Source organism: Pseudomonadota bacterium (genome assembly GCA_039028155.1).
Taxonomy (GTDB): Bacteria; Pseudomonadota; Alphaproteobacteria; order SP197; family SP197; genus JANQGO01.
Genome location: JBCCIS010000003.1, coordinates 118,256 through 139,536, shown reverse-complemented (window position 1 = coordinate 139,536; position 21,281 = coordinate 118,256). Strand labels below are relative to the sequence as shown.

The window sequence follows — 21,281 nt, the reverse complement described above, 5'->3', positions numbered from 1 at the left end:
CTGGCGCTCCCAACGCGTCAGCGATAGAGATCAGCGCGACTGGGCGGCACGGCGGCCGGGCCCTTTGCCGACTTACCCGCAAGCGTCTGATAGATACGCGCCGAGCCGCGTTGGAACGCCAGGGAACAGCCGCCAAGATAGGCGACCCAAATGCGGTAGGTCTCCGGTCCGACCAGCGCCTCCGCCTCTTCGCGCCGGGCGGTCAGCCGCTCGCACCAGATCCGCGTCGTCTTTTGGTAATGTTCGCGCCAGCCCTCGACATCGTGGACCTCGAAACCGTGCTGCTCCATCGCCGCGATCGTGTGGCCGATATCGTCGAGTTCGCCACCGGGGAAAATGTACTTCTGCAGTGCCTGTTGTTCGGGGCGCTTGGAAAAGCGCTTCTTACGTTTCTTGGCGCCACGTGAGATCGCGTGGTTGAGGAACAGTCCGCCTTCGGCGAGCAGGGTCTGCACCTTGGAAAAGTAGGCGGGAATGTTGTCGAGGCCAATGTGTTCATACATGCCGATGGACGCGATCTTATCGAACTGGCCATCAAGGTTCTGATAGTCCTTAAGTTCCAGCGTGATGCGGTCGCTGAGACCCAGCTCATCGACACGCTCTTGCGCCAAGGCCAGTTGCTCTTCCGACAAGGTGACGCCATGGCCGGTGATGCCGTAGTTCTGTGCGGCGTGAAGCAATAGGCCGCCCCAGCCGCAGCCGATATCGAGCAGACGGTCACCCGGCTTCAGGCGAAGTTTACGGCAGGTAGTGTCGAGCTTGGCTTCCTGAGCGTCATCCAGTCCGGTTTCCCATGTCGGGTACCAGGCGCAGGAGTACTGCATCCGGGGGTCCAGAAAGAGACGGTAGAAGTCGTTGCCGACGTCATAGTGGAACTGGATGAAGCGCCGGTTGTCGTCGCTGGCGCGCTCCGCGCCTTCCGCGTCGTCGCCGAACTGCCGGCTGGCGTCAGGGTGATCACCCTTGGCGATCAACAGCGGCCACAGCGCGGTCACGAGCGCGCGTTTGTTGACGGTCTTGAGCCGCCGCCGCGCCGCCTTGTCGACCGCGAACGGTCCGGCGATATCAATCAGCGTGCCGCCCTCGATATCCAGACGACCGTGGGCATAGTGACGGATCAGCCGGTCAAGGCTGGGCCGGCGCAGCACCGACGGCAGCACGCCCGGCGTGTTGATCTGAATGGCAAGGCCAGGCACTACCGTGGTCCCCAGCGGCTCCAGCGATCCATCCCACAAGCGGATCGAAAAGTGCGCGTCGACCCGCTCGCGCAGCAGGGCGATCGCGCGCCGCGCCGCCCGGAGCCGCCGTTCATCGCCCACCCGAAGTTAGCCAGCGCGTCGCGCGAAGGCGGTCAACAGACCGGCGCCGATCAGAAACGAACCGCCGATCCGGTTGGCCAGGCGCAGCGTCGCGGGGCGCTGGAACCGCGCGCGCATGTTGCCGGCCAAGACCGCCCAGATGACGCCGTTGACCGCCGCCAGGAACAGGAACGTCGATTCCAAGACGACGAACTGCCAGAACACCGGCGCGGTGGGATCGATGAATTGGGGCACAAAGGCAATAAAGAAGACGATGCTCTTGGGGTTCAGCGCCGTCACGACGAAACTGTTCCAGAACATCCGCCGGCCCTCGCCATCGATGGCCGCGCCGACGGTCGCACCGGGATCGGCCCGGGCGCGCCACAGCTTGACGCCAAGCCAGATCAGGTAGCCGGCGCCGGCGAGTTTCAGGATCGTGAAAAGCTCAGCCGAGGCCGCCAGGACCGCGCCGGCACCCATCAACGAGATGGTCATGGCGACAAAGTCGCCCAGCGTCAGGCCCGGCACGGTCGCCCACGCGCTTTGCCGGCCCTTGCCGAGCGCATAGCTCACGACGATCAAGACCGTCGGCCCTGGTATCGCTAACAGCGCCGAACTGGCCACCACGAAGGCGATCCACAATTCCCACGACATCCTCTGAGTCCCCTCATCAACCCGCCGGGTACACTAAAAACAGGCATTCGCGACAATGACAAGCCTTGGCGCTGGCGCCACGGTGTTGGCACAGGCCGGTTGGTGGTTTATTGCTTGGCGCGGGGCGCTGCGAAAACGTGGAGGCGTGGCCGAGAAGGCCGTCGACCGTTGCCGATGGGCCCCGGGGCATTGGCGATGAATTGTCTGGGATCGAATCTTGGAAACCTGGTCTGAGTACACGCGGTTTACGGTCGGGCTGCTGGCCCTGGTCGATCCCTTCACGAGCATCCCCTTGTTCTTGGCGTTGACCGCGCATTTGACGAGCAACGGCCGGATCAAGGCGGCGCTGGCCGCGGCCGTCACCGTGACGATCACGCTGCTGCTGTTTCAATACACAGGCGAGAGTGTGGTCGAAGCGCTGGGTTCGTCGCTGCCATCGTTCCAGATCGCCGGCGGGATCGTGATCGCCATCGTCGGCCTGCAAATGCTGGCCATGACACCCATGCCGGAGGTCGACGTCGAGGACGAAGTCACCGGGCAATCCGGGACCCATATTGGCATTGTACCGATCGGCATACCGATGCTGGGCGGAGCCGGGGCGATCGCCAAGGTCATTGTCGAATCGCACGAGAGCGCCGGGATCGAGCATCAAGGCATCATCTCGCTCATCATTCTGGGCCTCGGCGTCACCGTCGCGATTGCCTACTGCGCGGCGGGGCCGATCGGGCGCGTGCTGGGCACGGCCGGCCTGTTGGTGATCAACCGGCTGGCCGGCATGATTGTCCTGGCCATTGCCGTCGAGATGGTCATCGAAGGCATCACCACGCACCCCGGCCTCTAGCCCTATAGACCGGACCGCTCAGTACGCCCCTTGACACGCGGGGCTTGCGGGATTACCTAGCAAATCACGTGGTGATTTGTGCCGACCGGCTTGCGGCCACGTTAAACAAAACGCTAAAGAGGTCGCGGTTTCCGAAACGAAAGCCCTGACCCCTCTGCCGGTTGGGGTTTTTTCAATTGGAGGCCGCGTCATGACCGACACGAATACCCCGACCTACCGTCCCCAGACCGAGCTTGTGCGCGGCGGTCTGGCGCGAAGCGCGTTCGCCGAGACGTCGGAAGCGCTCTATATGACGTCGGGTTACGTCTACGAGACTGCCGAAGCGGCCGAGGCCGCCTTCAAAGGCAATGATCCCCGCTATATCTACTCACGCTACGGCAACCCGACCGTCGGCATGTTCGAGGAACGCCTGCGCTTGTTGGAAGGCGCCGAAGCCTGCCGTGCCACGTCGAGCGGCATGGCCGCGGTGTTCGCGTCCCTGATGTGCCAGTTGAAAGCGGGCGATCGGGTGGTCGCGTCACGCGCCCTGTTCGGATCGTGCCACTATATCGTCACTGAAATTTTGCCGCGCTATGGCGTCGTCACGACCCTGGTTGACGGCACCGATCTGGACCAGTGGCGCGACGCCTTGAAGCCGGGCGCCAAGGCCGTGTTCCTGGAAACGCCGTCCAACCCAACTCTGGAGATTATCGATCTGCCGGCGGTCTGCGACCTCGCGCACGAGGCGGGCGCGGCCGTGGTGGTCGACAATGTCTTCGCCTCACCATTGCTGCAAAAGCCACTGGAACTGGGCGCCGATGTCGTTGTCTATTCGGCGACCAAACATATCGACGGGCAGGGCCGCTGCCTGGGCGGCGCCATCCTGGCCAGCGACGATTTTGTGAAGGACAACCTGGTGCCGTTCATGCGCCACACCGGTCCGTCGCTGAGCCCATTCAACGCGTGGCTCCTGTTAAAGGGATTGGAGACACTCGATCTCAGAGTAGCGCGCCATTGCCAGAACGCGTTTGACGTGGCGAGCCATCTGGAGACCCGCAACGGCATCATCCGCACGCTCTATCCGACGCTGGCCAGCCATCCGCAACGCGCGCTGGTGCAACAACAGATGTCGGACGGCGGCAGTGTCCTATCGTTCGAGCTGGATGGCGGCAAGGACCGTGCGTTCCGTTTCCTGAACGCGCTCAAGCTGATCGATATCTCGAACAATCTGGGTGACTCGAAGAGTCTCATCACCCATCCCGCGACCACAACACATCAGCGGCTGAGCCAGGAGGATCGCGATCATCTTGGCATCGGTGACGGTCTGGTGCGCCTGCATGTCGGTCTGGAAGACGCCGAAGACGTTAAGGACGACCTGACACGAGCACTCGCCGCTTAGAGCGGCGGGCTCGAGGTGAATTGAACGATACGGTTTCTTCCCCGCACGCTATGATCTGCACCAGGGGAGAACCGCCATGCGTCTATACATTTCCGCCGACATCGAAGGCATCGCCGGTGTCGTCACGCGCAGCCACACGTCGCCCGAAGGGTTCGAGTACGAGCGCGCGCGCGAATGGATGACCGGCGAGGTCGTCGCGGCGTGTGAAGCGGCCGAAGTCGCCGGCGTGGAGGAGATCGTTGTCAGCGATTCCCATGGCAGCGGCGAAAACCTGCTGCTGGAACGGCTGCCCAAGGGTACCCAGGTCATCCGTTCGTGGCCCCGGCCGCTGGCCATGATGCAGGGCCTGGAGACTGGTCCGTTCGCGGCCGCCATGCTGATCGGCTATCACGCCGGCTCGACCGATATGGGCGGCGTTCTCGCCCACACCATGACAGGCGGCATCCGCGAGATCAGGTTGAATGGCGAGGTCGCGTCGGAGACGGTGCTGAGCGCGGCCATCGCCGGGCACTTTGATGTGCCTGTCGTTCTGGCGACCGGCGATGACGTCTATTGCGCCCATGCGCGCGCCGTGTTCGGCGACATCGAGACGGCGGAGGTGAAGTGGGCGCATGGCACGCTGTCGGCACGGACCATGCGTCCGGAAGAGGCCCGCGATCTCGTCGGCCACAAAGCGGCGGCCGCCCTGGAACGGCTCCGCGACTTCAAGCCGCGCGGCGTGACGGCGCCGGTCACCATGGAGATCGACTTCAAGAACCGCATGCAGCCCGAACTGCTGGACTATCTGCCGAATGTCGAGCGACCGGCTGCCTATACGGTGCGCTTTGTCGCCGACGACATGCTGGAAGCATCCAAGTTCCTGGAGTTCGTCACCATGTACGACGCCGACGCTTAGTCGGTCCTCGCTCGCGCTGATTCGGCACCGGCCCACGCCCAGCCCGGCCATCCCGAGGATGCTGCCATGGGTGGCCTCGGCGAAAACGCCTCTCGGCGTTTTGCCCCGGAGGCGGGGGCCTGGGCCGGTGTTGCCAGCTAGCTCGGAAACACCTAGTCGGTTTTCGTGGAGACGTCCGGTTTCCGGCGGAACTGATTCCTGATCCACCACACGACCGCCGTTGCGATGGGACCGGCGATGAAGGGGCCGATATGCGCCCAGGGCAGGCTTTCGCCGGGATAGATGATCCATGCGCCGGCCTCGATGATGACCGGCCAGGCCAGGCCCGCGGCGAGCGCCCACCAGATGTTGCGGATAACGATGCCGGCAATCAGGTAGACGACAAAGTAGACGGGGTCGGCAAGCGATCCCGCGGCGCTCGTGAACAAGGTTTCGATCACCCACACGGGTGGCTGCCTCCCCTGGCTCTCGCGCGCGAGTGTCCCACGATCAGGCGCCCGCCGCCATCATTGGCCAGTCTATTTTGACATGCGTCAATGCGCCGGTTTGCCGGCAGGGACAGGGTCGGTGCCTGTAGCAAAGGCGTCCGGGGTTGCGCGACCGGTGCGTCATCAGACCGGGGAGTGTCGAGAATGCCCGACCTGTGGCACCAGAGCGCGAGTCAGTCCCAACCGGCCGCGAGTTTGGCGTGAGCGATGAAAGCGGCACCGCTTCGATCGACGGCGCGCTCGATCAGATGCGGGCCGAGCATGACCAGCTGATCCGCACGGTCGACGAGATCAAGCAAGCCATTGGCGCCAATGACGTGGCCGGCGCGACGAAACTGATCGTGCAGCTTCAGGTGCATCAGCAGGCCCACTTCGATCACGAGGTCGCGTTGATGGAGCGCTATCGCTATCCGCATGCTGATCACCACCAAACCAGCCACACCAGTCTGATCGACACGCTGCACAGCATCTACCGGCTGATCAGCCTGGAGAACCTGCATCAATTGAGTGACGAACTGGCCGAGTACCTGGAGAAGTCGATGCAGCACATCATCGAGGTTGACCGACCGTTGCAGGATTTCTTGAACATCGCGCGGGACGGCGACGACTGACCGCGGCTAGGTCCGCTCGTCAGGCTGCGTCCTTCAAACCCAGTTGCGACCAGACGTCATCGAGGGCCCGGACCAGATGGTCCATATCGCCATCGCTGTGCAACGGCGTTGGCGTTATGCGCAGGCGCTCGCTCCCGCGCGGCACGGTCGGATAGTTGATCGGCTGTACGTAGATCGCGTGGTCGCGGAGCAAAAGGTCGCTCGCCTGCTTGCAGGCGGTTGGATCGCCGACCATGACCGGGACGATGTGGCTGGGGGTCATGGCCACCGGCAGACCGGCGGTGCTCAGAAGATCCTTCAGCCGCTGGGCACGCTCCTGATGGCGTTCGCGTTCGGCGCTGGATTCTCTCAAGTGGCGCACGCTGGCCAAGGCGCCAGCCAGCAGCATCGGCGGTAGCGACGTGGTGAAGATGAAACCGGACCCGTGGCTCCTGACAAAATCACAGAGCGTCGCCGAGCCGGTGATGTAGCCGCCCATGCAGCCGAAGGCCTTGCCCAGCGTGCCCTGAATGATGTCGAGCCGGTCAGCAACGCCGTCACGCTCGGCAATACCGGCGCCGTGCGGGCCATAGAGGCCGACGGCGTGAACCTCGTCCAGAAATGTCATGGCGCCGTGGCGTTCGGCGACAAAGCACAAGGCGGCGATCGGCGCGATGTCGCCGTCCATGGAATAGACGCTTTCAAAGGCGACCAGCTTGGAGCGTCCGGCAGGCACCTGGCTCAGCAGGCGATCGAGGTCTTCGGGGTCGCTGTGGCGGAAGATGTGCTTTTCGGCGCCGCTGGCGCGTATGCCGTCAATCATCGACGCGTGGTTGTCCGCGTCCGACAGAATAACGCAGTCCTTCAGGTGGCGGCCCAGTGTCGCCAGCGTGGTCTGGTTGGCGACGTAGCCGGAGGTGAACAGAAGCGCCGATTCCTTGCCGTGCAGCTCGGCGAGCTCCATTTCCAGCAAAACGTGATTGTGCGTGGTGCCGGATATATTGCGTGTGCCGCCGGCCCCGGCGCCACAGGTGTCCAGCGCACTGTGCATCGCCGATACAACTTTTTCGTGTTGTCCCATGCCCAGGTAATCGTTGGAACACCAGACGGTTACCTCGCGAACCTCACCTTTTTCATTACGGTAGTTCGCGCGCGGGAAACGCCCGGCAATGCGCTCCAAATCGGCAAAGATGCGATAACGTCCTTCGGCCTTCAGATTGTCGAGGCTGTCACGTAACCGTTCGTCATGGCTGCTTGTCATGCTATACAGAGCCTCCAGAGGCGCAGTTCCTCCATAAGTTGTTCAATCTATCCCGGTCAAGACACCGGTTCGACATGTGTGGGTCGCGATCCCTGCATGTCATCACGGCGTCACGGCTGGTGGCTATAAGCCCGCCAAGTGGCTCAAACAAAAGGGAGATGCTCATGGAAAAGAAGAAACCCGGTACGGTGGCCGTTGCCGGTTCCTCCGGTTTCGCAACCGTGCATAGCGCGGCGCCAAAAGCATCTTCGCGCGATTGCTCGCCCGGCGAATCGGCCGATTCGGCAAAGCGGAAGCGCCGTGCGTCGGCCAGCGCCTGCCCGGACAGCGATGGCGGCCAAGCCGCCGTCTCGTAGCGTCAACTAACGAATGTGAACAAAAGCCTGACCGTCGGGCGCGTTAACAAGCATCCAGCCGTTGCCAGCATCGATGTCGTGGGCCTTCGCCCGCGGTGATGTTGCTTGCTATAACCGTTCTCTAGGCAGTTCAGAGGAGGCGGGTGTTGGCAACGATCGAAGAAAAACTGCGCGATGGCGAACTCGTCATCATTGACGGCGCCATGGGCACCGAGTTGGAACACCGTGGCGTGCCGATGGATGCGCTCGCCTGGAGCGGTGCGGCCGTTATCGACTACCCCGACGCTGTCGTTGCCGCCCACCGCGACTATATCGAGGCCGGTGCCGAGGCGATCATCACCAACACCTTCGGCATGTCGCCCTTCATGCTGGCCAAGACACGTCACGCGGATAAGGCCGATGACAGTCTGCGCCGGGCTGTGCGGCTGGCGCACCAGGCGCGTGACGAGGCCGGCCGTCCCGACATCGCGATCATCGGCTCGATCTCGACCATGGGCGCAGGCGGCGATATCGACAGCCCGATCGCACCGCCGAGGCCCGACGAGGCGGCGCAGGGTTTCGACCATATGGTGCGGGTGTTCGAGGAAGAAGGCTGTGACGCGATCGCGCTGGAGATGATGGAGGATCTGGATCGCGCGCCGCTGGCGATGGCGGCTGCGAAACGGGGTCGCCTGCCGGTCTGGCTAGGGGTGTCGTGCGGCCGCGCGGAGGGCAGCGACGATATGGTCAGTTTCGACTATCCCGATATTCGCTTCGCCGATGTTCTCGACGCCTTGCTGCCGATGAGCCCCGACGTGGTCAACATCATGCACAGCGATATCCGCGTCACCGAGGACGCGCTTGCCATGGTCAAGGCGCGCTGGTCAGGGCCGCTGGGCGTCTACCCGGAGTCCGGCTACTTCACGATGCCGAACTGGCAATTCGTCGATATCATCGAGCCCGCCGACCTTGTGCAAGAAGCCAAGAACTGGGTCGCATGGGGTGCGCGCCTGGTCGGTGGATGCTGTGGGCTTGGTCCCGACCACGTTCGCGCCCTGGCAGCGGCTCGCAGCGAACTAGCGCCTTGAAAGTCGTCATCACCGGCGGGCTAGGCTTTCTTGGCCGCAAACTTGCCGAACGACTCTTGGCCGCCGGTGCGCTGAACGGGCGGACGATCGATCAAATCGTCCTGTTTGATCGCGTCGCCGGTGCCCCGCCGTTTGACGATCAACGCGTCTTGACCGTCATCGGCGACCTGACCGATCCCGATCAGGTAGCGGGCATGATTGGCGATGCGGACGCGGTGTTTCACCTGGGCGCAATCGTCAGCGGCGAGGCGGAACAGAACCTGGATCTTGGCCTAAGCGTCAACCTGGACGGCACGCGCAACGTGCTGCAGGCGTGCCGCGCTGGCGGACGCAAGCCGCTTCTCGTCTTCTCCAGCTCCGTCGCTGCCTATGGCGGCGACCTGCCGACGACGATCGACGATGCGACACCGTTGACACCCGCCACGTCCTATGGCGCGCAGAAGGTTGCGTGCGAACTGTTGGTCATCGACTTCACGCGGCGCGGCCTGGTCGATGGCCGTTCGGTGCGCCTGCCGACGATTGCCGTGCGCCCGGGCAAACCGAACAAGGCAGCTTCTGGCTTCGCCAGCGGCATCGCGCGCGAGCCCCTGAACGGCGTTGAGTTCGCCTGTCCGGTTACGCCGGAAAGCAGCATGGTGATCCTGTCGCCGCGCCGCGCGGTCGACGCGTTCGTTTGGGTGGCCGGGCTGGCGGGTGAGACGCTGGGGCATGACCGATCAATCCTGCTTCCGGGGATCACCGTCACGATGACCGAGATGATCGAGGCGGTCCGTCGGGCCGGCGGCGACGCCGCGGCCAATAGAATCTCCTTCGAGCATGACCCGGCGATCCAATCCATTGTTGACGGCTGGCCGCGCGCCATTGCGGCGCACCGCGCCGCCGATCTGGGATTCAAGGGAGACGCAACCATCGATGACGTCATCGACGCCTACCTGGCGGATGACAGTCCAAACGCTTAAGGCGCAAGCGGGCAAAGGGGAGGCGAGGTTGGCGCGATCAAAGAAGATTGAGTTTCCGGGGTCCATGGGCGGCAAGCTTGCCGCGCGGGTCGACCTGCCGGAGGGTGAATTGCATGCGGTCGCCCTGTTTGCCCATTGCTTCTCGTGCTCAAAGGACAGCTTGGCGCCGGCCAGGGTGTCGCGTGCGTTGAGCGAATTGGGTTTCGGCGTTCTGCGCTTCGACTTCACAGGGCTCGGCGGCAGCGAAGGCGATTTCGCCAACACGAACTTCTCGTCGAATGTCGATGACATCCTGGCGGCGGCCGACTGGCTGAGGCAGCACGAGAAACCGCCGGCGCTTTTGATTGGCCACAGCCTGGGTGGCGCCGCCGTTTTGGCGGCCGCGCGGCACATACCGGAAGCTGTCGCGGTCGCCACCATTGGAGCGCCGGCCGATCCCTCCCATGTCGCCCATCTCTTCGCGGACTCAGTTGACAATATTGCCAAGGACGGCGAGGCCGTTGTCGATTTGGGCGGGCGAACCTTCACCATCCGCAATCAGTTTCTGGAGGATCTGAAGAACCAGAAGCTGCTGGACGATGTTGCCAAGCTGAAGAAGGCGCTGATTGTCTTCCATTCACCGCTCGACCAGACCGTCGGCGTCGAGAACGCGGGGCAGATCTACAACGCCGCGAAACATCCAAAGAGCTTCGTTTCGCTGGATGATGCCGATCATCTGCTGACCGACAAAGCCGACAGCACGTATGTCGCGGGCGTCCTGGCCGCCTGGGCCGAGCGTTACCTGCCGGCGCCGCAGGCTGCCCGGGACGCTGCAACGGCGGGCGATCTGCCGGCGGGAACGGTCCGGGTCTCCGAGTCAGGTATGGGGCCATTCGGCCAGACCGTGGAGGCCGGCCGCCACCGTTTCATCGCCGACGAACCAATGGATGTTGGCGGGCTGGACGGCGGGCCGGGACCGTATGACCTGCTGCTCGCCGCACTTGGCGCCTGTACGTCGATGACACTCAGGATGTACGCCAACCGCAAGAAGTGGCCTTTGAAACGCACATCCATCACCCTCTCGCATAAGAAGATCCATGCTGAGGATTGCGCCGAGTGCGAAACGGCCGAGGGCCGGGTCGACCGCATCGAACGCACGGTCACGCTGGAAGGCGAGTTGGATGCCGAGCAACGGCAGCGCCTGATGGAAATCGCCGAGCGCTGTCCGGTGCACCAAACCCTGACCAGTGAAACGGTCATTATCGATCATCCAGGCGAAAGCTGACGGTTCTGAGGTCGGCGACGGTCGACCGTTGACGGTTCGGTAACTTTTTTCTCCTCCTCCTGATCCACCGGGGTGGGGCTTGCGTAAGTCCGGGCAGAACGTTCCTTACATGACTCGCGGCGCCGCGTGGTCACCGTCCCGTTGGGCTTTAAACGCAGAGGAGAAATACTCATGAAACGCTTTTTGATGGCCGGCGCCGTCGCCGCCACGGTCGCTCTTGCCTCCCTTTCGGCGCGCGCCGCCGATATCGTCGAAACCGCCGTCGCGGCCGATGATTTCAACACCCTGGTTGCCGCGGTTCAGGCCGCCGGCCTTGTCGAGACCCTGCAGGGTCCTGGCCCGTTCACGGTTTTCGCGCCGACCGATGAGGCGTTCGCGAAGCTTCCCGCCGGCACGGTCGATGACCTGCTGAAGCCGGAGAACCGCGATACGCTGGTCGCCATTCTCACCTATCACGTCGTGCCCGGTAAGGTCATGTCGAGCGAAGTCGCCGGTCAGAAGGCGTCGGTCGAGACAGTCGAGGGTAGCAAAATTCACGTCAACGGCTCGTCCGGCAATGTCTTCGTCAACGATGCGCAGGTGGTCGCCGCCGATATCGAAACTGACAACGGCGTCATCCACGTCATCGACACGGTGATCTTGCCGCCGATGTAAACGCAAGCCTTTGGCAACAGTTCCGGTTTTCGTATCCTTCCCCGCGTCAACCGAACCAAGCCAGAGCGGATCGTGGTAGGTGGTATCGGCTTGCCGATCCACCTGCCACGTGACTCCGCCCGTTATCTTGCAGGGTGCCTCGGTTTTCCGGGGCGCCCTGTTTGCGTGTGAAGGCACGGTCTTGTCTCCCTCTGCCTTTGAGGGAGAGGGCGGTGGGCTTTAAGTCTTCGCCGGTCCCTGGCGGACCAGCTTGGTGCCGAAGCCGCGGCCCTTGACGACGGCTTCCTCGCCGAACCGTTCACGCACCGCATCGAGAGCGGCTTCGACCTTGTCGTCCTGGGCCTCGCCGCCACCGAACATGTCAATCTGGCCCGGGGCGTCGGCGGGTCCGAGATCGTGGGCGCCGATGCCGATCAAGCGGAACGGGCGGCCATCGGCCTCGCGTTCCAGCAGAGGCTCGGCGGCTTCATAGAACCGCGCGGCAAGCTGGGTCGGCCCGGCGAGCTGGCGGCTGCGGGTGATGATGCGGAAATCCGAGGTCTTCAGCTTCAGCGTCACGCCGCCGCCGGCGATGCCCGAACGTTTCATGCGTCGCGATACCGTCTCGGTCAGACGCCACAGGATCGGCTTCAAGCGGGCCACATCGGCGATGTCGCTGTCGAAGGTGGTTTCCGATGAAACGCTTTTCGCCTCGCCACGCGGATCGACCGGGCGCGCATCCTCGCCCCGCGCGCATTGGGACAGCCGATGCCCGATTTCGCCGTAACGGCGCACCATTTCCTCTTCATCGAGCCGCGCGATCTCGCCGATCAGGGTGATGCCGTCGCGCGCCAGCGTCTTCTGCATCGCCTTGCCGACGCCCCACAACATGCTGACCGGCTTGTCGGCCAGGAAGCTTCTGGCCTCCGCGACGCCGATGACGGCGAAGCCGCGTGGTTTGTCGAGGTCGGACGCAATCTTGGCCAGGTACTTGTTATAGCTGAGCCCGATCGAGACGGTGATCTTGAGCTCATCCTCGATGCGGCGCACCAGCCGCGCCAGGGTCTTGGCCGGCGCACCACGGTGGAGTGCGGTGGTGCCGCTCAGGTCCATGAACGCCTCGTCGATGGAGAGCGGTTCGACCAGGGGCGTCAGCGCCTCCATCATCTCGCGCACCTGACGGCCAACGGCAGCGTACTTCTTCATGTCCGGACGAATGACGACGGCATGGGGGCAGGCGCGAAGCGCCTTGAACATCGGCATCGCCGAACGGATGCCGTAGGTGCGGGCGTTATAGCAGGCTGCCGCCACGACACCCCTCTGGCGTCCGCCGACGACCACGGGTTTGTCGATCAGCGACGGATTGTCACGTTTTTCAATCGACGCATAGAAGGCATCGCAATCCAGATGGGCGATCGGCAGCTGGAGCAGCTCCGGGTGCAAGACGACCCGTTCCGAACCACAGGCCGGGCAGGCCCGAACGTCCTCTGCCTGTGTCTCGCCACAGTCCCGGCACAGCGTTGCCATCGCCGCATCCTCCTGGCCGTCATACTAGCGCAAGATGGCGTGGGGCATCACCGTCAAGATTCGGTTCCGGCCGCCTGGCTTGCGCGGTGGCGGCGCAGCAGGACGATCAGCAGGCCGGAGGCCATCGCACGCGAGAAGGCATAGGCGACCGCGGTCCCCATCAGGCCGAAGGTCGCTGTCGCAGCGATGGAGAGGCAGACCGCGACCGTGAGCATGACAAGGATGTAAGGCAGGGCCTTGCGGGCGCCGCCCGTCATGTTGTTCGCGGTACCACAGAAAAAAGAGACGTTTTGGAACAGCACGCCAAGCGTCAGAACGATCAACAGCGGATAGGCCTCGACAAAGTCGGATCCGAACCAGGCAAGCAAGGTTCGGCCAAACGCGATGATCAATCCAGCCAGAATGACGTCGCAGACAAGCGCGAGCTTCAATCCATAGCGGAACATTGCGCGCCACACGGCGACATCGCCGGGTCCGTCGCGACGCGCCAGTTCGGGCGCGACACTGGCAGAGACCGCGAGGCCGGCAAGATTGGCGGCGACCGCCAGCGTGATGGCGGCGTGATAGAGCCCGGCCTGGGCCTCGCCGAGCAGAAGTCTGATGATGATGACATCGCCGCCCGCGATAATCAGCCGGCCGAGCGCGGTGACCATCATCGGCGTCGATGTCGACAACCACTCACCAGGGCGAAAAACCGGCCTGACGAAGGGCAGACGCCGGTTCCAGATCAGGACGGCGATCTGGCCGATCAACGCGAGGAGAACGGCGAGCGCGAGCGCGACCAGCCCGTCGCGCGCATCGAGCGCACCGCCGCTTTCGACCATGAGCAAAGCGATGACCATGGCGGCAATGTTACGGCCACTCTTCTGGGCAATCGCGGCGGTCAATGTGTGCCCGTGGGCACGCATGACGCCAGCGAGCAGGATTCCGACGCCCAGGATCGCGGCCAGCCAATCGGCGTGCCACAGGGCAGCTTGTGACGACGTGCCCTCTATGGCGGGTAACGAGAACAAGAAGACGAGCGCGCCGAATATGGCGCAAGCCGCGGCCGTTACCAGCACCGAGCCCATGACGAACCCGGTGATCTCCGCATGACGGCCCTGTTCCATGTAGCGGGGTATGAGCCGGACGGCACCCATGTTCAATCCCATCCCCGCGACCAGAACCACGATACGCACGACATGAAATGCAAACGCGAAGGCGCCGAGATCCTGGATACCCATCCAGCGCGCAAACACGATGGCCATCAGTGAGGCGGTAATGAAGTTCCCGATGTAACCGGGCATCGCGCCAAGACTGCGACGCAGGATGAGTCTGTGTAAGCTGTCGAGCGATGGGTCCACGGTTCGCGACCTGCGTGATCGGCGTTTGATGTTTCTTGCGGCAAACGTTCCCAAAACACAACAGGCACGACGCCAAAGATGCTTTTGCGGCGTCCGGATTTGGCTAATGACCGGCGTCCTTCAAACGGGAGAGGATAATGACCAGCGATATCGCGCAGCGCGAGCGCTATACAACTGCCAACCGGGCGGCCTGGGATCACTCGGCGCAGTTCCACCGGGACAACGCCCTGGGTAAGGAACTGTACGACGGGTTTGCCGAGCCCGGTTACTCATGCCTGGACGATGTCGAGACGGCGCTCCTGGAAAACATCGGCGTTGCCGGTCGTGACGTCGTGCAAATCTGCTGCAACAACGGGCGCGAGTTGCTGTCGGTCAAGAACATGGGCGCGGCGCGTTGTGTCGGTTTCGACCAATCCGAACCGTTTCTGGAACAGGGCCGCGAGCTCGCACGCCTTGCCGGCCAGGAGATAGAGCTCAATGCGCGCGACGTCTATGCCATCGAAGCGGACTGGGATCACTCCTTCGATGTCGCCCTCATCACCATCGGCGTCTTCGGTTGGATGCCGGACCTCGAAGCGTTCTTCGATCTGCCGGCCCGGTTGCTTCGGCCGGGCGGCCATCTGGTCATTCACGAAGAGCATCCGGTCATGAACATGTTCGAACCGGCGTGCGACAAACCGTTCGAGCCGTCCTACGATTACTTCCGTTCAGCGCCCTTCGAAGACGAAGGCGCGATTGTCTATGACGGCACCGGAACGGGCGAGGGCGGAACCCACTACTGGTTTTTCCACACGCTGAGCGATGTCATGACGGCGATGCTGGGCGCCGGCTTTACGATCGAGACGTTCCGCGAGTACCCCAACAACATCAGCGCTGTCGAGTTCGACATCTATCATCAGCGCGCAACCAATATGCCGGTCAGTTACGTCCTGGTCGGTAAACGGTGACGGTGCTTGCGCTTGCACGAGGCGGTTGACACAGTAACCGCTTGATCCGTGCCGGTTTCTTTGGGGGGCAACGGTTGACGGCTGCGACATCAATCGATCTGCGGCGCACCATCATCGGTGGCGCCGCCGGCAACGTGCTGGAGTGGTATGATTTCGCCGCCTATGCCTATATGGCGCCGATCCTGGCCAACCTGTTTTTTCCCAGCGACGATCCCTTCGCGTCGTTGATTGCGACCTTCGGGGCGTTCGCTGCCGGCTACGTCTTCCGGCCGATCGGCGGCATCCTGTTCGGCCATATCGGCGACAAGTTTGGCCGCAAGCGCATGTTGCTGATATCGGTCCTGATGATGGGCCTGGCGACGATGGCGGTCGGTTTGCTGCCGGTCGAGGCGCAGATCGGCTGGCCGGCGGCGGCGCTGCTGTTCGGCCTGCGCATCATCCAGGGTCTGTCGGTCGGCGGCGAATACGGCGGCGCGTTGACCTTCATGGCCGAGCACGCGCCACCCCACAGGCGTGGCCTCTTCACTAGCATCGTCAATGCCGGCGCCAGCGCCGGGTTTCTCGTCGGCGCTGGTGTCGCCGCCATCATCACCGAACTGTTCGACCAGGCGACGCTGGAAGCCTGGGCTTGGCGGGTGCCATTTCTGGTCGGCGGCGGCGTGGCGTTGCTGGCGTTGCTGCTGCGCCGCGGGCTGACGGAACCGCCGCAACCGGCCGACATCGAGCCGCTCAACGGACTGCCCATCATCGTCACGCTGCGCGAGCATTGGCGCGACGTGGTGAAGGTCGGCGGCCTCTATCTCGCGGTGAATTCCGGCTTCTACCTGATCTTCGTCTACGTCATTTCCTATCTGACCGACATCATGCACATGCCGGTCAGCACGGCGACGAACATCAACGTCTTCTGCGTCTTCCTGTTGTCGACGGTGCCGGTGCTGTTCGCCATGGTGGGAGACCGGATCGGGCGCAAGCCGATGCTGATCACCGGTTTGCTAGGCATGATCCTGCTGACCTATCCGCTGTTCCTGCTGATCCACCACAGTGCGTTCTGGCCGGTGTTTTTGGGGCAAGTCGGCTTCGCGCTATTGTTCAGTTGGATCTTCGGGGCCAACCCGGCCGCGCAGACAGAGGCCGCGCCGCGCCGGGTTCGCGCGACCGTCTTGACGCTGGGCACCAACATTTCGATGGCGATCTTCGGTGGCACCATGCCGATGGTCGCCGCCTATCTGGTGCACCGCACCCACGACGACTTCTCGCCGGCCTATTACCTGATCGGTCTGGCCTGCCTGTCGCTGATCGCCGTTCTCTTCACCAAAGAAATGGCCGGCAAGACGCTGCCCTGACGGGCTGTTCCACGACGCCGCGATTGGCTTTAGAGTTGCGGCGCGGACAACAAACACACCTTTCGGAGACAACCGTGGCCGACGACGTCCAGCAGACTCGTATCGACCTTGCCGCCGCCTACCGGCTGGCTGCCAAGCAGGGCTTCAACGAGGGCATCTGCAACCACTTCACCATGATGGTGCCGGATAGCGACGATCGCTTTCTGCTGATTCCCTATGGTCTGCACTGGTCGGAGGTGACCGCGACCAACCTGATCGAGGTCGACTTCGACCGTAACGTCATCGCCGGCGAGGGTGTTGCCGAGGCGACCGCGTTCTGCATTCACGCGCCGATCCATCGCGCGCGGGCTGACGCGCGCTGCCTGCTGCACACCCACATGCCGTGGGCGACGGCGCTGACCATGCTGGAGGATTTTCGGTTGCCGATGGCGAGCCAGAACGAGCTCGGTTTCTACGGCCGCATCGCCTATGACGACGACTACACGGGGCTCGCCTTCGACACCGACGAAGGCGACCGGTTGGCCCACGTCATGGGCGACGCCGATATCCTGCTGATGGCGAACCACGGCGTCATGATTGCGGGCCGTACAATCGCCGAGGCCTATGACGACCTCTATTACTTCGAGCAGACCTGCCGAACGCTCGTCTTGGCGCTCTCGACAGGCCAGCCTCTGAAACGCGTGCCCCAGGACATCGTCGCCAAGACGGCCAGCCAGATGAACCGCCAGAACAGTGGACGCGAAGGGGCGCACGCCCACTTCGCCGCGCTGAAACGCATCCTCGACCGAGAGCAGCCGGATTATGTGAGCTAGGAACGGACCCTTGGACCGTAACTGTGCGTCAGGATGCCGCGATGTGGCGACCCGGTTCGTCGAACTGCTTCAACATGTCAATCGAGAACAAGGACACCCCGCTAGGCAGGGTGACGGGATTGTCGGCGATCTTGCGATAACGGAGTGCGTGGTAGAAGGCGACACCCGATAACATCGCGGTCAACACCACGGTGTCGTATCCGGCGTTACGGATCGCCTGCTCGATATGGGCCATCATGGCGCGGCCGACACCGTTGCGCGCATGACGCGGGTCGACAAACATCGCTCGGATCCTGGGAGTCGCGGACCTGACGTCGATGTCCGCATCGTCCACCGCGCGAGGTGTCGTGCGCGCACTCCATCCGCCGCAGCCAATGACGTGTCCATCAAGCTCGACGACGTAATAGGTGCCGTCCTCGATCAGAGCCATGTCGAACGTGCCGATCTCACGCAAATAGGATCGGATCTCGTTCGTGGTGTAGAACCCGCCCTCTTGCGCCGTTGCACAGCGAACCTGCAGCGCCTCGATCACGGATGCCTCATCGCGCCGGGCTGGCCGGCATGACCAATGTGTCAACGTCTCCCTCCATGGACGGCTCCGCTGATCGAGCAGACGGTTCAGCGTGCCGGCGGCAGTTTCAGCACACAGACATGATCTGTCCGGTTGGATTTTCAACCGGCCATGCGCGTTCTTTCTGCAGAGGACGTAGAATTGTCGTGCTGATGGCGGCGCACTGCGTGGGTTGAGCCGGGGTGCGGGGACTTAGAAATCCGTTGGCTGGCCGCCTTCTTCTATGCGCTTAGCGATGAAGGCGTCGAATGCGTCCCGGATTGCCGGGTCCATGGGCGGTTCTTCAAACTCGGCGAGTACCTGTTTCCAAAGTTTGTTGGCTTTCGTCTCCGCGGTCGGCGAGCCGGCGGCCTGCCATTGTTCGAAGTTGCGCCAGTCGGAGACGAGCGGGGCGTAGAAGGCGCTGGTGTAGCGCTCCAGGGTGTGCTGGGCGCCGAAGAAGTGGCCGCCGGGGCCGACCTCTCGCATGGCGTCGAGGCCGAGCGCGGCATCGGAGGTGTCGAGTGGGTTCAGGAACTCCGCGACCGTCTGCAGGAGTTCGATGTCGACGATGAACTTTTCGAAGCTTGCCACCAGACCGCCTTCCATCCAGCCGGCGCCATGGGCGATCAAGTTGCCGCCGCCCATGATCGCGCCCCATAACGAGAACACGCTTTCATAGGCCGCCTGGGCGTCGACCGCGTTGGCGGCGTTGGTATTCGAGGTGCGGTAGGGCAGGCGGTAGCGCCGCGCCAATTGGCCGCCGACCAAACAGGCCTTCATGTATTCCGGTGTGCCGAAGGCGGGCGCGCCCGATTTCATGTCGACGTTGGATGTAAACCCGCCATAGATGAACGGCGCGCCGGGCCGCGCCAGTTGATGCAGGGTCAGGCCGGCCAGAGCCTCGGCATTCTGTTCGACCAGGGCACCCGCCATGGTGACGGGCGCCATGGCGCCGGCCAGCGTGAACGGCGTCACGCAGCAGATCTGACCCATGCGCGCCATCTCGATGATGCCCATGGTCATCGGCCCGTCGAGCTTGAGCGGCGAGTTGGTGTTGACGACGGTGATGACGGAGGGCTGATCGACGATATCGTCTTCGGAAACGCCGCGCGCGATGCGCGCCATGTGGATGCCGTCATAAAGCCGGTGGCGTCCTGTCGACGACGTGAAGCCCACCTTGTCGGTCAGCATGGCGCGTGCGCGGCCGACCTTCAGATGGCGGATGGAGGGGTGCACGTCCAGCGCGTCGACGCCGGGACCGGCCATATGGATGATGTTGAAGGCCTGGCTGAGTTTGAGGAAAGCCTCGGCGTCGGCCAGCAGGCCGGGCCTGCGCCCGTTGTCGAGGTCGGAGCAGTTGGGCGGACCGCCAACCGGCGTGAACACGATCCACGGTCCGCCGATACGAAGCGCGTGGTCGGGATTGCGCGCGTGCCAGGTGAATTCCTCCGGCGCCGTGCCGATCGAGGCCTCGACGACGTCGCGACCGATGCGGACCATCTCGCCGTCGACCAGGGCGCCGGCCTTTTGCAGCATCTGACGGCCCTCGGGCAGCAAGATCTGCATGCCGATTTCTTCGAGCACCTTGAGCGAGGCCTGATGGATCGACTCGAGCTCGTCGGCCGAAATCAGGTCGACGGCCGGAAAGGGGCGGCGCGGCTGGTTCCAGGCCAGTTGCGGTATCGCCGTCACGGCGTCGCCGCCAGCCTGGCGACGTTCTCGCCGTCCCCGCCGTCGCGCGCTCAGATCGTCTTTTGGTTCCGCCATGGCTGCCGATCCCTGACCGGCATCCACGTTACGCCATTCGCGCGGGAATTGGCATCGTCCTGCGGCTTAATGCCGCACGCGCGTTGCTCTGGAGCGAATTCACGCGACTTATCAGAGACACTCAGTGGCTCTGATAAGTCGCGATCCGCTCTAGTGGCGGAACGCGATATCGGCGTCGCGGGGATCGCCCTCAGTCGCGCTGTTCAGATAGGCATCCTTGATTCTGTCGCCGTCGAATACAAAGAGGGCGATGGCGCGTGTCTTGAAGGCGCTGTCGGTCTTAAGCGACTGGCCATTGACCACGTGCATGCTGAACAGGCGATCGCCCTGTTCCATCATTTGGACGAACTCCTGCCTTTCGATAACCGCCGAGCGCCGCATCAGGCTGACCCGTTGCGCGAAGTCGTCCCTGTTCAGTTCAACGCCGTCGATGATCGCATGAAAGTCGTCGGCAATGTACGTATCGACGATGTCCTGGTCGCTCATCTTCGAGGAGAAGAACCAGTTGAAGAAAAACTCCTGAAAGATCTTCTGAAGTCGTCCGTCGAAGTCATGCGTGATCTGCTTGGCCTGTGACATTGTCTCAGTCCTCTCCCGTCTGCGCATGGCAATCGTGCCGCTGGTTCGTGCGCCGATCAAGCCGCGTTGGGCCGTGTGGTCCTGGCGAGCGACGTATCAGGCCGCCAGCAGCCCCATCGCCTCGATTTCTACTGGGCGGCGTCGATGTTCCAGATGTCGCGATGCATGCGCCACAGGTCATCGTCACCTTCTTCCCAGACGACCAGATAGTGGCCGGTGACCGTGCCAAGCGTGCCGTCTTCCATCGGCGTGGAGAGCGAATAGGTGCCGGACTCGTAGGCCAGATCGTCGTCGTCTTCGATCTCCAGCGTGTTGAGCTGCAGATCGGCGATGCCGGCGTCCATGGCTGCCTGCCAGTAGTCTTGAATGGCCTGTCGGCCCTCGACCCGCGGCCCGCCGGCGGGCAGCAGGGCCGCATCGGTGGTGTAGTACGACGCCACGGACGCCGCGTCGGCGGCGGCGAAGCTCTCCTGAAACTGGATGCTGGCGGCGCGGATTTCGTCTTCGTCGTCATCGGCGCGCGCGGCAACCGCGGGCAGGGTGACGCATAGGGCCAGGGCCCCGGCGACAAGGTGCTTGTTCATGATGGTGCTCCCAGATGGCGTGACGTCCAAGGTGGCAGCGATGATAGCAGAGGCCGGACGGCCGCGCGCCACGGGCGCTGGTGATTTAGTTAGTAAATCACCTAACTTTTTTCTTGTGCCAAGCCCGGGCCATCTTTAAGTT

The 21,281-nt window shown here is 63.3% G+C and carries 22 protein-coding genes and 1 riboswitch; of the genes, 12 read left to right on the top strand and 10 right to left on the bottom strand.

Translation table 11 applies throughout. The features are described 5' to 3' along the window. Positions 1-17 precede the first annotated feature (17 nt). Positions 18-1,319, bottom strand: coding sequence for a class I SAM-dependent methyltransferase (locus tag AAF563_02885; protein ID MEM7120195.1), 1,302 nt, complete (start codon positions 1,317-1,319; stop codon positions 18-20). A gap of 6 nt (positions 1,320-1,325) precedes the next feature. Then, positions 1,326-1,952 carry a LysE family translocator gene (locus tag AAF563_02880; protein MEM7120194.1) on the bottom strand — a complete coding sequence of 209 codons (627 nt, stop codon included), beginning with the start codon at positions 1,950-1,952 and terminating at the stop codon, positions 1,326-1,328. A gap of 217 nt (positions 1,953-2,169) precedes the next feature. On the opposite strand from AAF563_02880, the gene AAF563_02875 reads away from it, so the two are divergent. The 3 genes from AAF563_02875 (at position 2,170) to AAF563_02865 (ending at position 5,066) form a co-directional block, all read left to right on the top strand. Then, entirely contained in the window at positions 2,170-2,793 is a 624-nt protein-coding gene (locus AAF563_02875; GenBank protein MEM7120193.1) for a MarC family protein, read from the top strand. A 58-nt stretch (positions 2,794-2,851) separates the two neighbouring features. Next, positions 2,852-2,931: riboswitch (SAM riboswitch) on the top strand. Between the two features lie 52 nt (positions 2,932-2,983). Then, a complete protein-coding gene (gene metZ, locus AAF563_02870) occupies positions 2,984-4,171 on the top strand; it encodes an O-succinylhomoserine sulfhydrylase (protein MEM7120192.1) in 1,188 nt (395 codons plus the stop codon). Positions 4,172-4,247: 76 nt separating this feature from the next. Further along, positions 4,248-5,066 (top strand): M55 family metallopeptidase, encoded by an 819-nt coding sequence (locus tag AAF563_02865; protein MEM7120191.1) that lies wholly within the window; start codon positions 4,248-4,250, stop codon positions 5,064-5,066. Between the two features lie 152 nt (positions 5,067-5,218). Here the strand turns inward: AAF563_02865 and AAF563_02860 are convergent, their stop codons facing one another. Next, complete coding sequence (locus AAF563_02860) at positions 5,219-5,512, bottom strand: hypothetical protein (GenBank protein ID MEM7120190.1); 294 nt, start codon at positions 5,510-5,512, stop codon at positions 5,219-5,221. Between the two features lie 242 nt (positions 5,513-5,754). Here AAF563_02860 and AAF563_02855 point away from each other — a divergent pair, with 242 nt between their 5' ends. After that, positions 5,755-6,165, top strand: a complete 411-nt coding sequence (locus AAF563_02855) for a hemerythrin family protein (GenBank protein MEM7120189.1) — start codon at positions 5,755-5,757, stop codon at positions 6,163-6,165. 19 nt (positions 6,166-6,184) lie between these two features. Here AAF563_02855 and hemA read toward each other — a convergent pair whose 3' ends face one another. Continuing rightward, on the bottom strand, positions 6,185-7,405 hold the full coding sequence (gene hemA / locus AAF563_02850) for a 5-aminolevulinate synthase (GenBank protein ID MEM7120188.1): 1,221 nt from the start codon (positions 7,403-7,405) through the stop codon (positions 6,185-6,187). Between the two features lie 164 nt (positions 7,406-7,569). Here hemA and AAF563_02845 point away from each other — a divergent pair, with 164 nt between their 5' ends. The 5 genes from AAF563_02845 to AAF563_02825 all read left to right on the top strand — a co-directional run bounded on the left by AAF563_02845 (position 7,570) and on the right by AAF563_02825 (position 11,705). Further along, complete coding sequence (locus AAF563_02845; protein ID MEM7120187.1) at positions 7,570-7,761, top strand: hypothetical protein; 192 nt, start codon at positions 7,570-7,572, stop codon at positions 7,759-7,761. Between the two features lie 146 nt (positions 7,762-7,907). After that, on the top strand, positions 7,908-8,828 hold the full coding sequence (locus tag AAF563_02840; protein MEM7120186.1) for a homocysteine S-methyltransferase family protein: 921 nt from the start codon (positions 7,908-7,910) through the stop codon (positions 8,826-8,828). Then, on the top strand, positions 8,825-9,787 hold the full coding sequence (gene denD, locus AAF563_02835) for a D-erythronate dehydrogenase (GenBank protein ID MEM7120185.1): 963 nt from the start codon (positions 8,825-8,827) through the stop codon (positions 9,785-9,787). Before AAF563_02840 ends, denD begins: the two co-directional genes overlap by 4 nt. Before the next feature lie 64 nt (positions 9,788-9,851). After that, complete coding sequence (locus AAF563_02830) at positions 9,852-11,051, top strand: alpha/beta fold hydrolase (protein ID MEM7120184.1); 1,200 nt, start codon at positions 9,852-9,854, stop codon at positions 11,049-11,051. 171 nt (positions 11,052-11,222) lie between these two features. Next, entirely contained in the window at positions 11,223-11,705 is a 483-nt protein-coding gene (locus AAF563_02825; protein ID MEM7120183.1) for a fasciclin domain-containing protein, read from the top strand. Between the two features lie 219 nt (positions 11,706-11,924). Here the strand turns inward: AAF563_02825 and AAF563_02820 are convergent, their stop codons facing one another. Both AAF563_02820 and AAF563_02815 read right to left on the bottom strand, forming a co-directional pair. Beyond that, positions 11,925-13,211: a DNA polymerase IV gene (locus AAF563_02820; GenBank protein ID MEM7120182.1), complete on the bottom strand. Its 1,287-nt coding sequence runs from the start codon at positions 13,209-13,211 to the stop codon at positions 11,925-11,927. Between the two features lie 53 nt (positions 13,212-13,264). Further along, positions 13,265-14,497 (bottom strand): lipopolysaccharide biosynthesis protein, encoded by a 1,233-nt coding sequence (locus AAF563_02815; protein ID MEM7120181.1) that lies wholly within the window; start codon positions 14,495-14,497, stop codon positions 13,265-13,267. 194 nt (positions 14,498-14,691) lie between these two features. On the opposite strand from AAF563_02815, the gene AAF563_02810 reads away from it, so the two are divergent. From AAF563_02810 to AAF563_02800, 3 genes are all read left to right on the top strand, one after another. Continuing rightward, positions 14,692-15,501, top strand: a complete 810-nt coding sequence (locus AAF563_02810) for a class I SAM-dependent methyltransferase (protein ID MEM7120180.1) — start codon at positions 14,692-14,694, stop codon at positions 15,499-15,501. Positions 15,502-15,575: 74 nt separating this feature from the next. Beyond that, positions 15,576-16,844, top strand: coding sequence for an MFS transporter (locus tag AAF563_02805; protein MEM7120179.1), 1,269 nt, complete (start codon positions 15,576-15,578; stop codon positions 16,842-16,844). Between the two features lie 23 nt (positions 16,845-16,867). Further along, complete coding sequence (locus AAF563_02800) at positions 16,868-17,656, top strand: aldolase (GenBank protein ID MEM7120178.1); 789 nt, start codon at positions 16,868-16,870, stop codon at positions 17,654-17,656. A gap of 28 nt (positions 17,657-17,684) precedes the next feature. On the opposite strand, the gene AAF563_02795 is transcribed toward AAF563_02800, so the two are convergent. The 4 genes from AAF563_02795 to AAF563_02780 all read right to left on the bottom strand — a co-directional run bounded on the left by AAF563_02795 (position 17,685) and on the right by AAF563_02780 (position 21,139). Continuing rightward, positions 17,685-18,188: a GNAT family N-acetyltransferase gene (locus tag AAF563_02795; protein MEM7120177.1), complete on the bottom strand. Its 504-nt coding sequence runs from the start codon at positions 18,186-18,188 to the stop codon at positions 17,685-17,687. 231 nt (positions 18,189-18,419) lie between these two features. Continuing rightward, on the bottom strand, positions 18,420-19,976 hold the full coding sequence (locus AAF563_02790; GenBank protein MEM7120176.1) for a trimethylamine methyltransferase family protein: 1,557 nt from the start codon (positions 19,974-19,976) through the stop codon (positions 18,420-18,422). Between the two features lie 150 nt (positions 19,977-20,126). Next, positions 20,127-20,555, bottom strand: a complete 429-nt coding sequence (locus AAF563_02785) for a nuclear transport factor 2 family protein (protein MEM7120175.1) — start codon at positions 20,553-20,555, stop codon at positions 20,127-20,129. 128 nt (positions 20,556-20,683) lie between these two features. Beyond that, on the bottom strand, positions 20,684-21,139 hold the full coding sequence (locus tag AAF563_02780) for an SgcJ/EcaC family oxidoreductase (protein MEM7120174.1): 456 nt from the start codon (positions 21,137-21,139) through the stop codon (positions 20,684-20,686). Positions 21,140-21,281 lie beyond the last annotated feature (142 nt).

What these genes read in the sequence shown, in the direction of transcription:
- AAF563_02880 (MEM7120194.1), bottom strand. Translation starts at nt 1,952, where the DNA reads ATGTCGTGGGAATTGTGGATCGCCTTCGTGGTGGCCAGTTCGGCGCTG.
- metZ (MEM7120192.1), top strand. Translation starts at nt 2,984, where the DNA reads ATGACCGACACGAATACCCCGACCTACCGTCCCCAGACCGAGCTTGTG.
- AAF563_02865 (MEM7120191.1), top strand. Translation starts at nt 4,248, where the DNA reads ATGCGTCTATACATTTCCGCCGACATCGAAGGCATCGCCGGTGTCGTC.
- hemA (MEM7120188.1), bottom strand. Translation starts at nt 7,405, where the DNA reads ATGACAAGCAGCCATGACGAACGGTTACGTGACAGCCTCGACAATCTG.
- AAF563_02845 (MEM7120187.1), top strand. Translation starts at nt 7,570, where the DNA reads ATGGAAAAGAAGAAACCCGGTACGGTGGCCGTTGCCGGTTCCTCCGGT.
- AAF563_02830 (MEM7120184.1), top strand. Translation starts at nt 9,852, where the DNA reads ATGGGCGGCAAGCTTGCCGCGCGGGTCGACCTGCCGGAGGGTGAATTG.
- AAF563_02825 (MEM7120183.1), top strand. Translation starts at nt 11,223, where the DNA reads ATGAAACGCTTTTTGATGGCCGGCGCCGTCGCCGCCACGGTCGCTCTT.
- AAF563_02820 (MEM7120182.1), bottom strand. Translation starts at nt 13,211, where the DNA reads ATGGCAACGCTGTGCCGGGACTGTGGCGAGACACAGGCAGAGGACGTT.
- AAF563_02815 (MEM7120181.1), bottom strand. Translation starts at nt 14,497, where the DNA reads ATGCCCGGTTACATCGGGAACTTCATTACCGCCTCACTGATGGCCATC.
- AAF563_02810 (MEM7120180.1), top strand. Translation starts at nt 14,692, where the DNA reads ATGACCAGCGATATCGCGCAGCGCGAGCGCTATACAACTGCCAACCGG.
- AAF563_02790 (MEM7120176.1), bottom strand. Translation starts at nt 19,976, where the DNA reads ATGGCGGAACCAAAAGACGATCTGAGCGCGCGACGGCGGGGACGGCGA.
- AAF563_02785 (MEM7120175.1), bottom strand. Translation starts at nt 20,555, where the DNA reads ATGTCACAGGCCAAGCAGATCACGCATGACTTCGACGGACGACTTCAG.
- AAF563_02780 (MEM7120174.1), bottom strand. Translation starts at nt 21,139, where the DNA reads ATGAACAAGCACCTTGTCGCCGGGGCCCTGGCCCTATGCGTCACCCTG.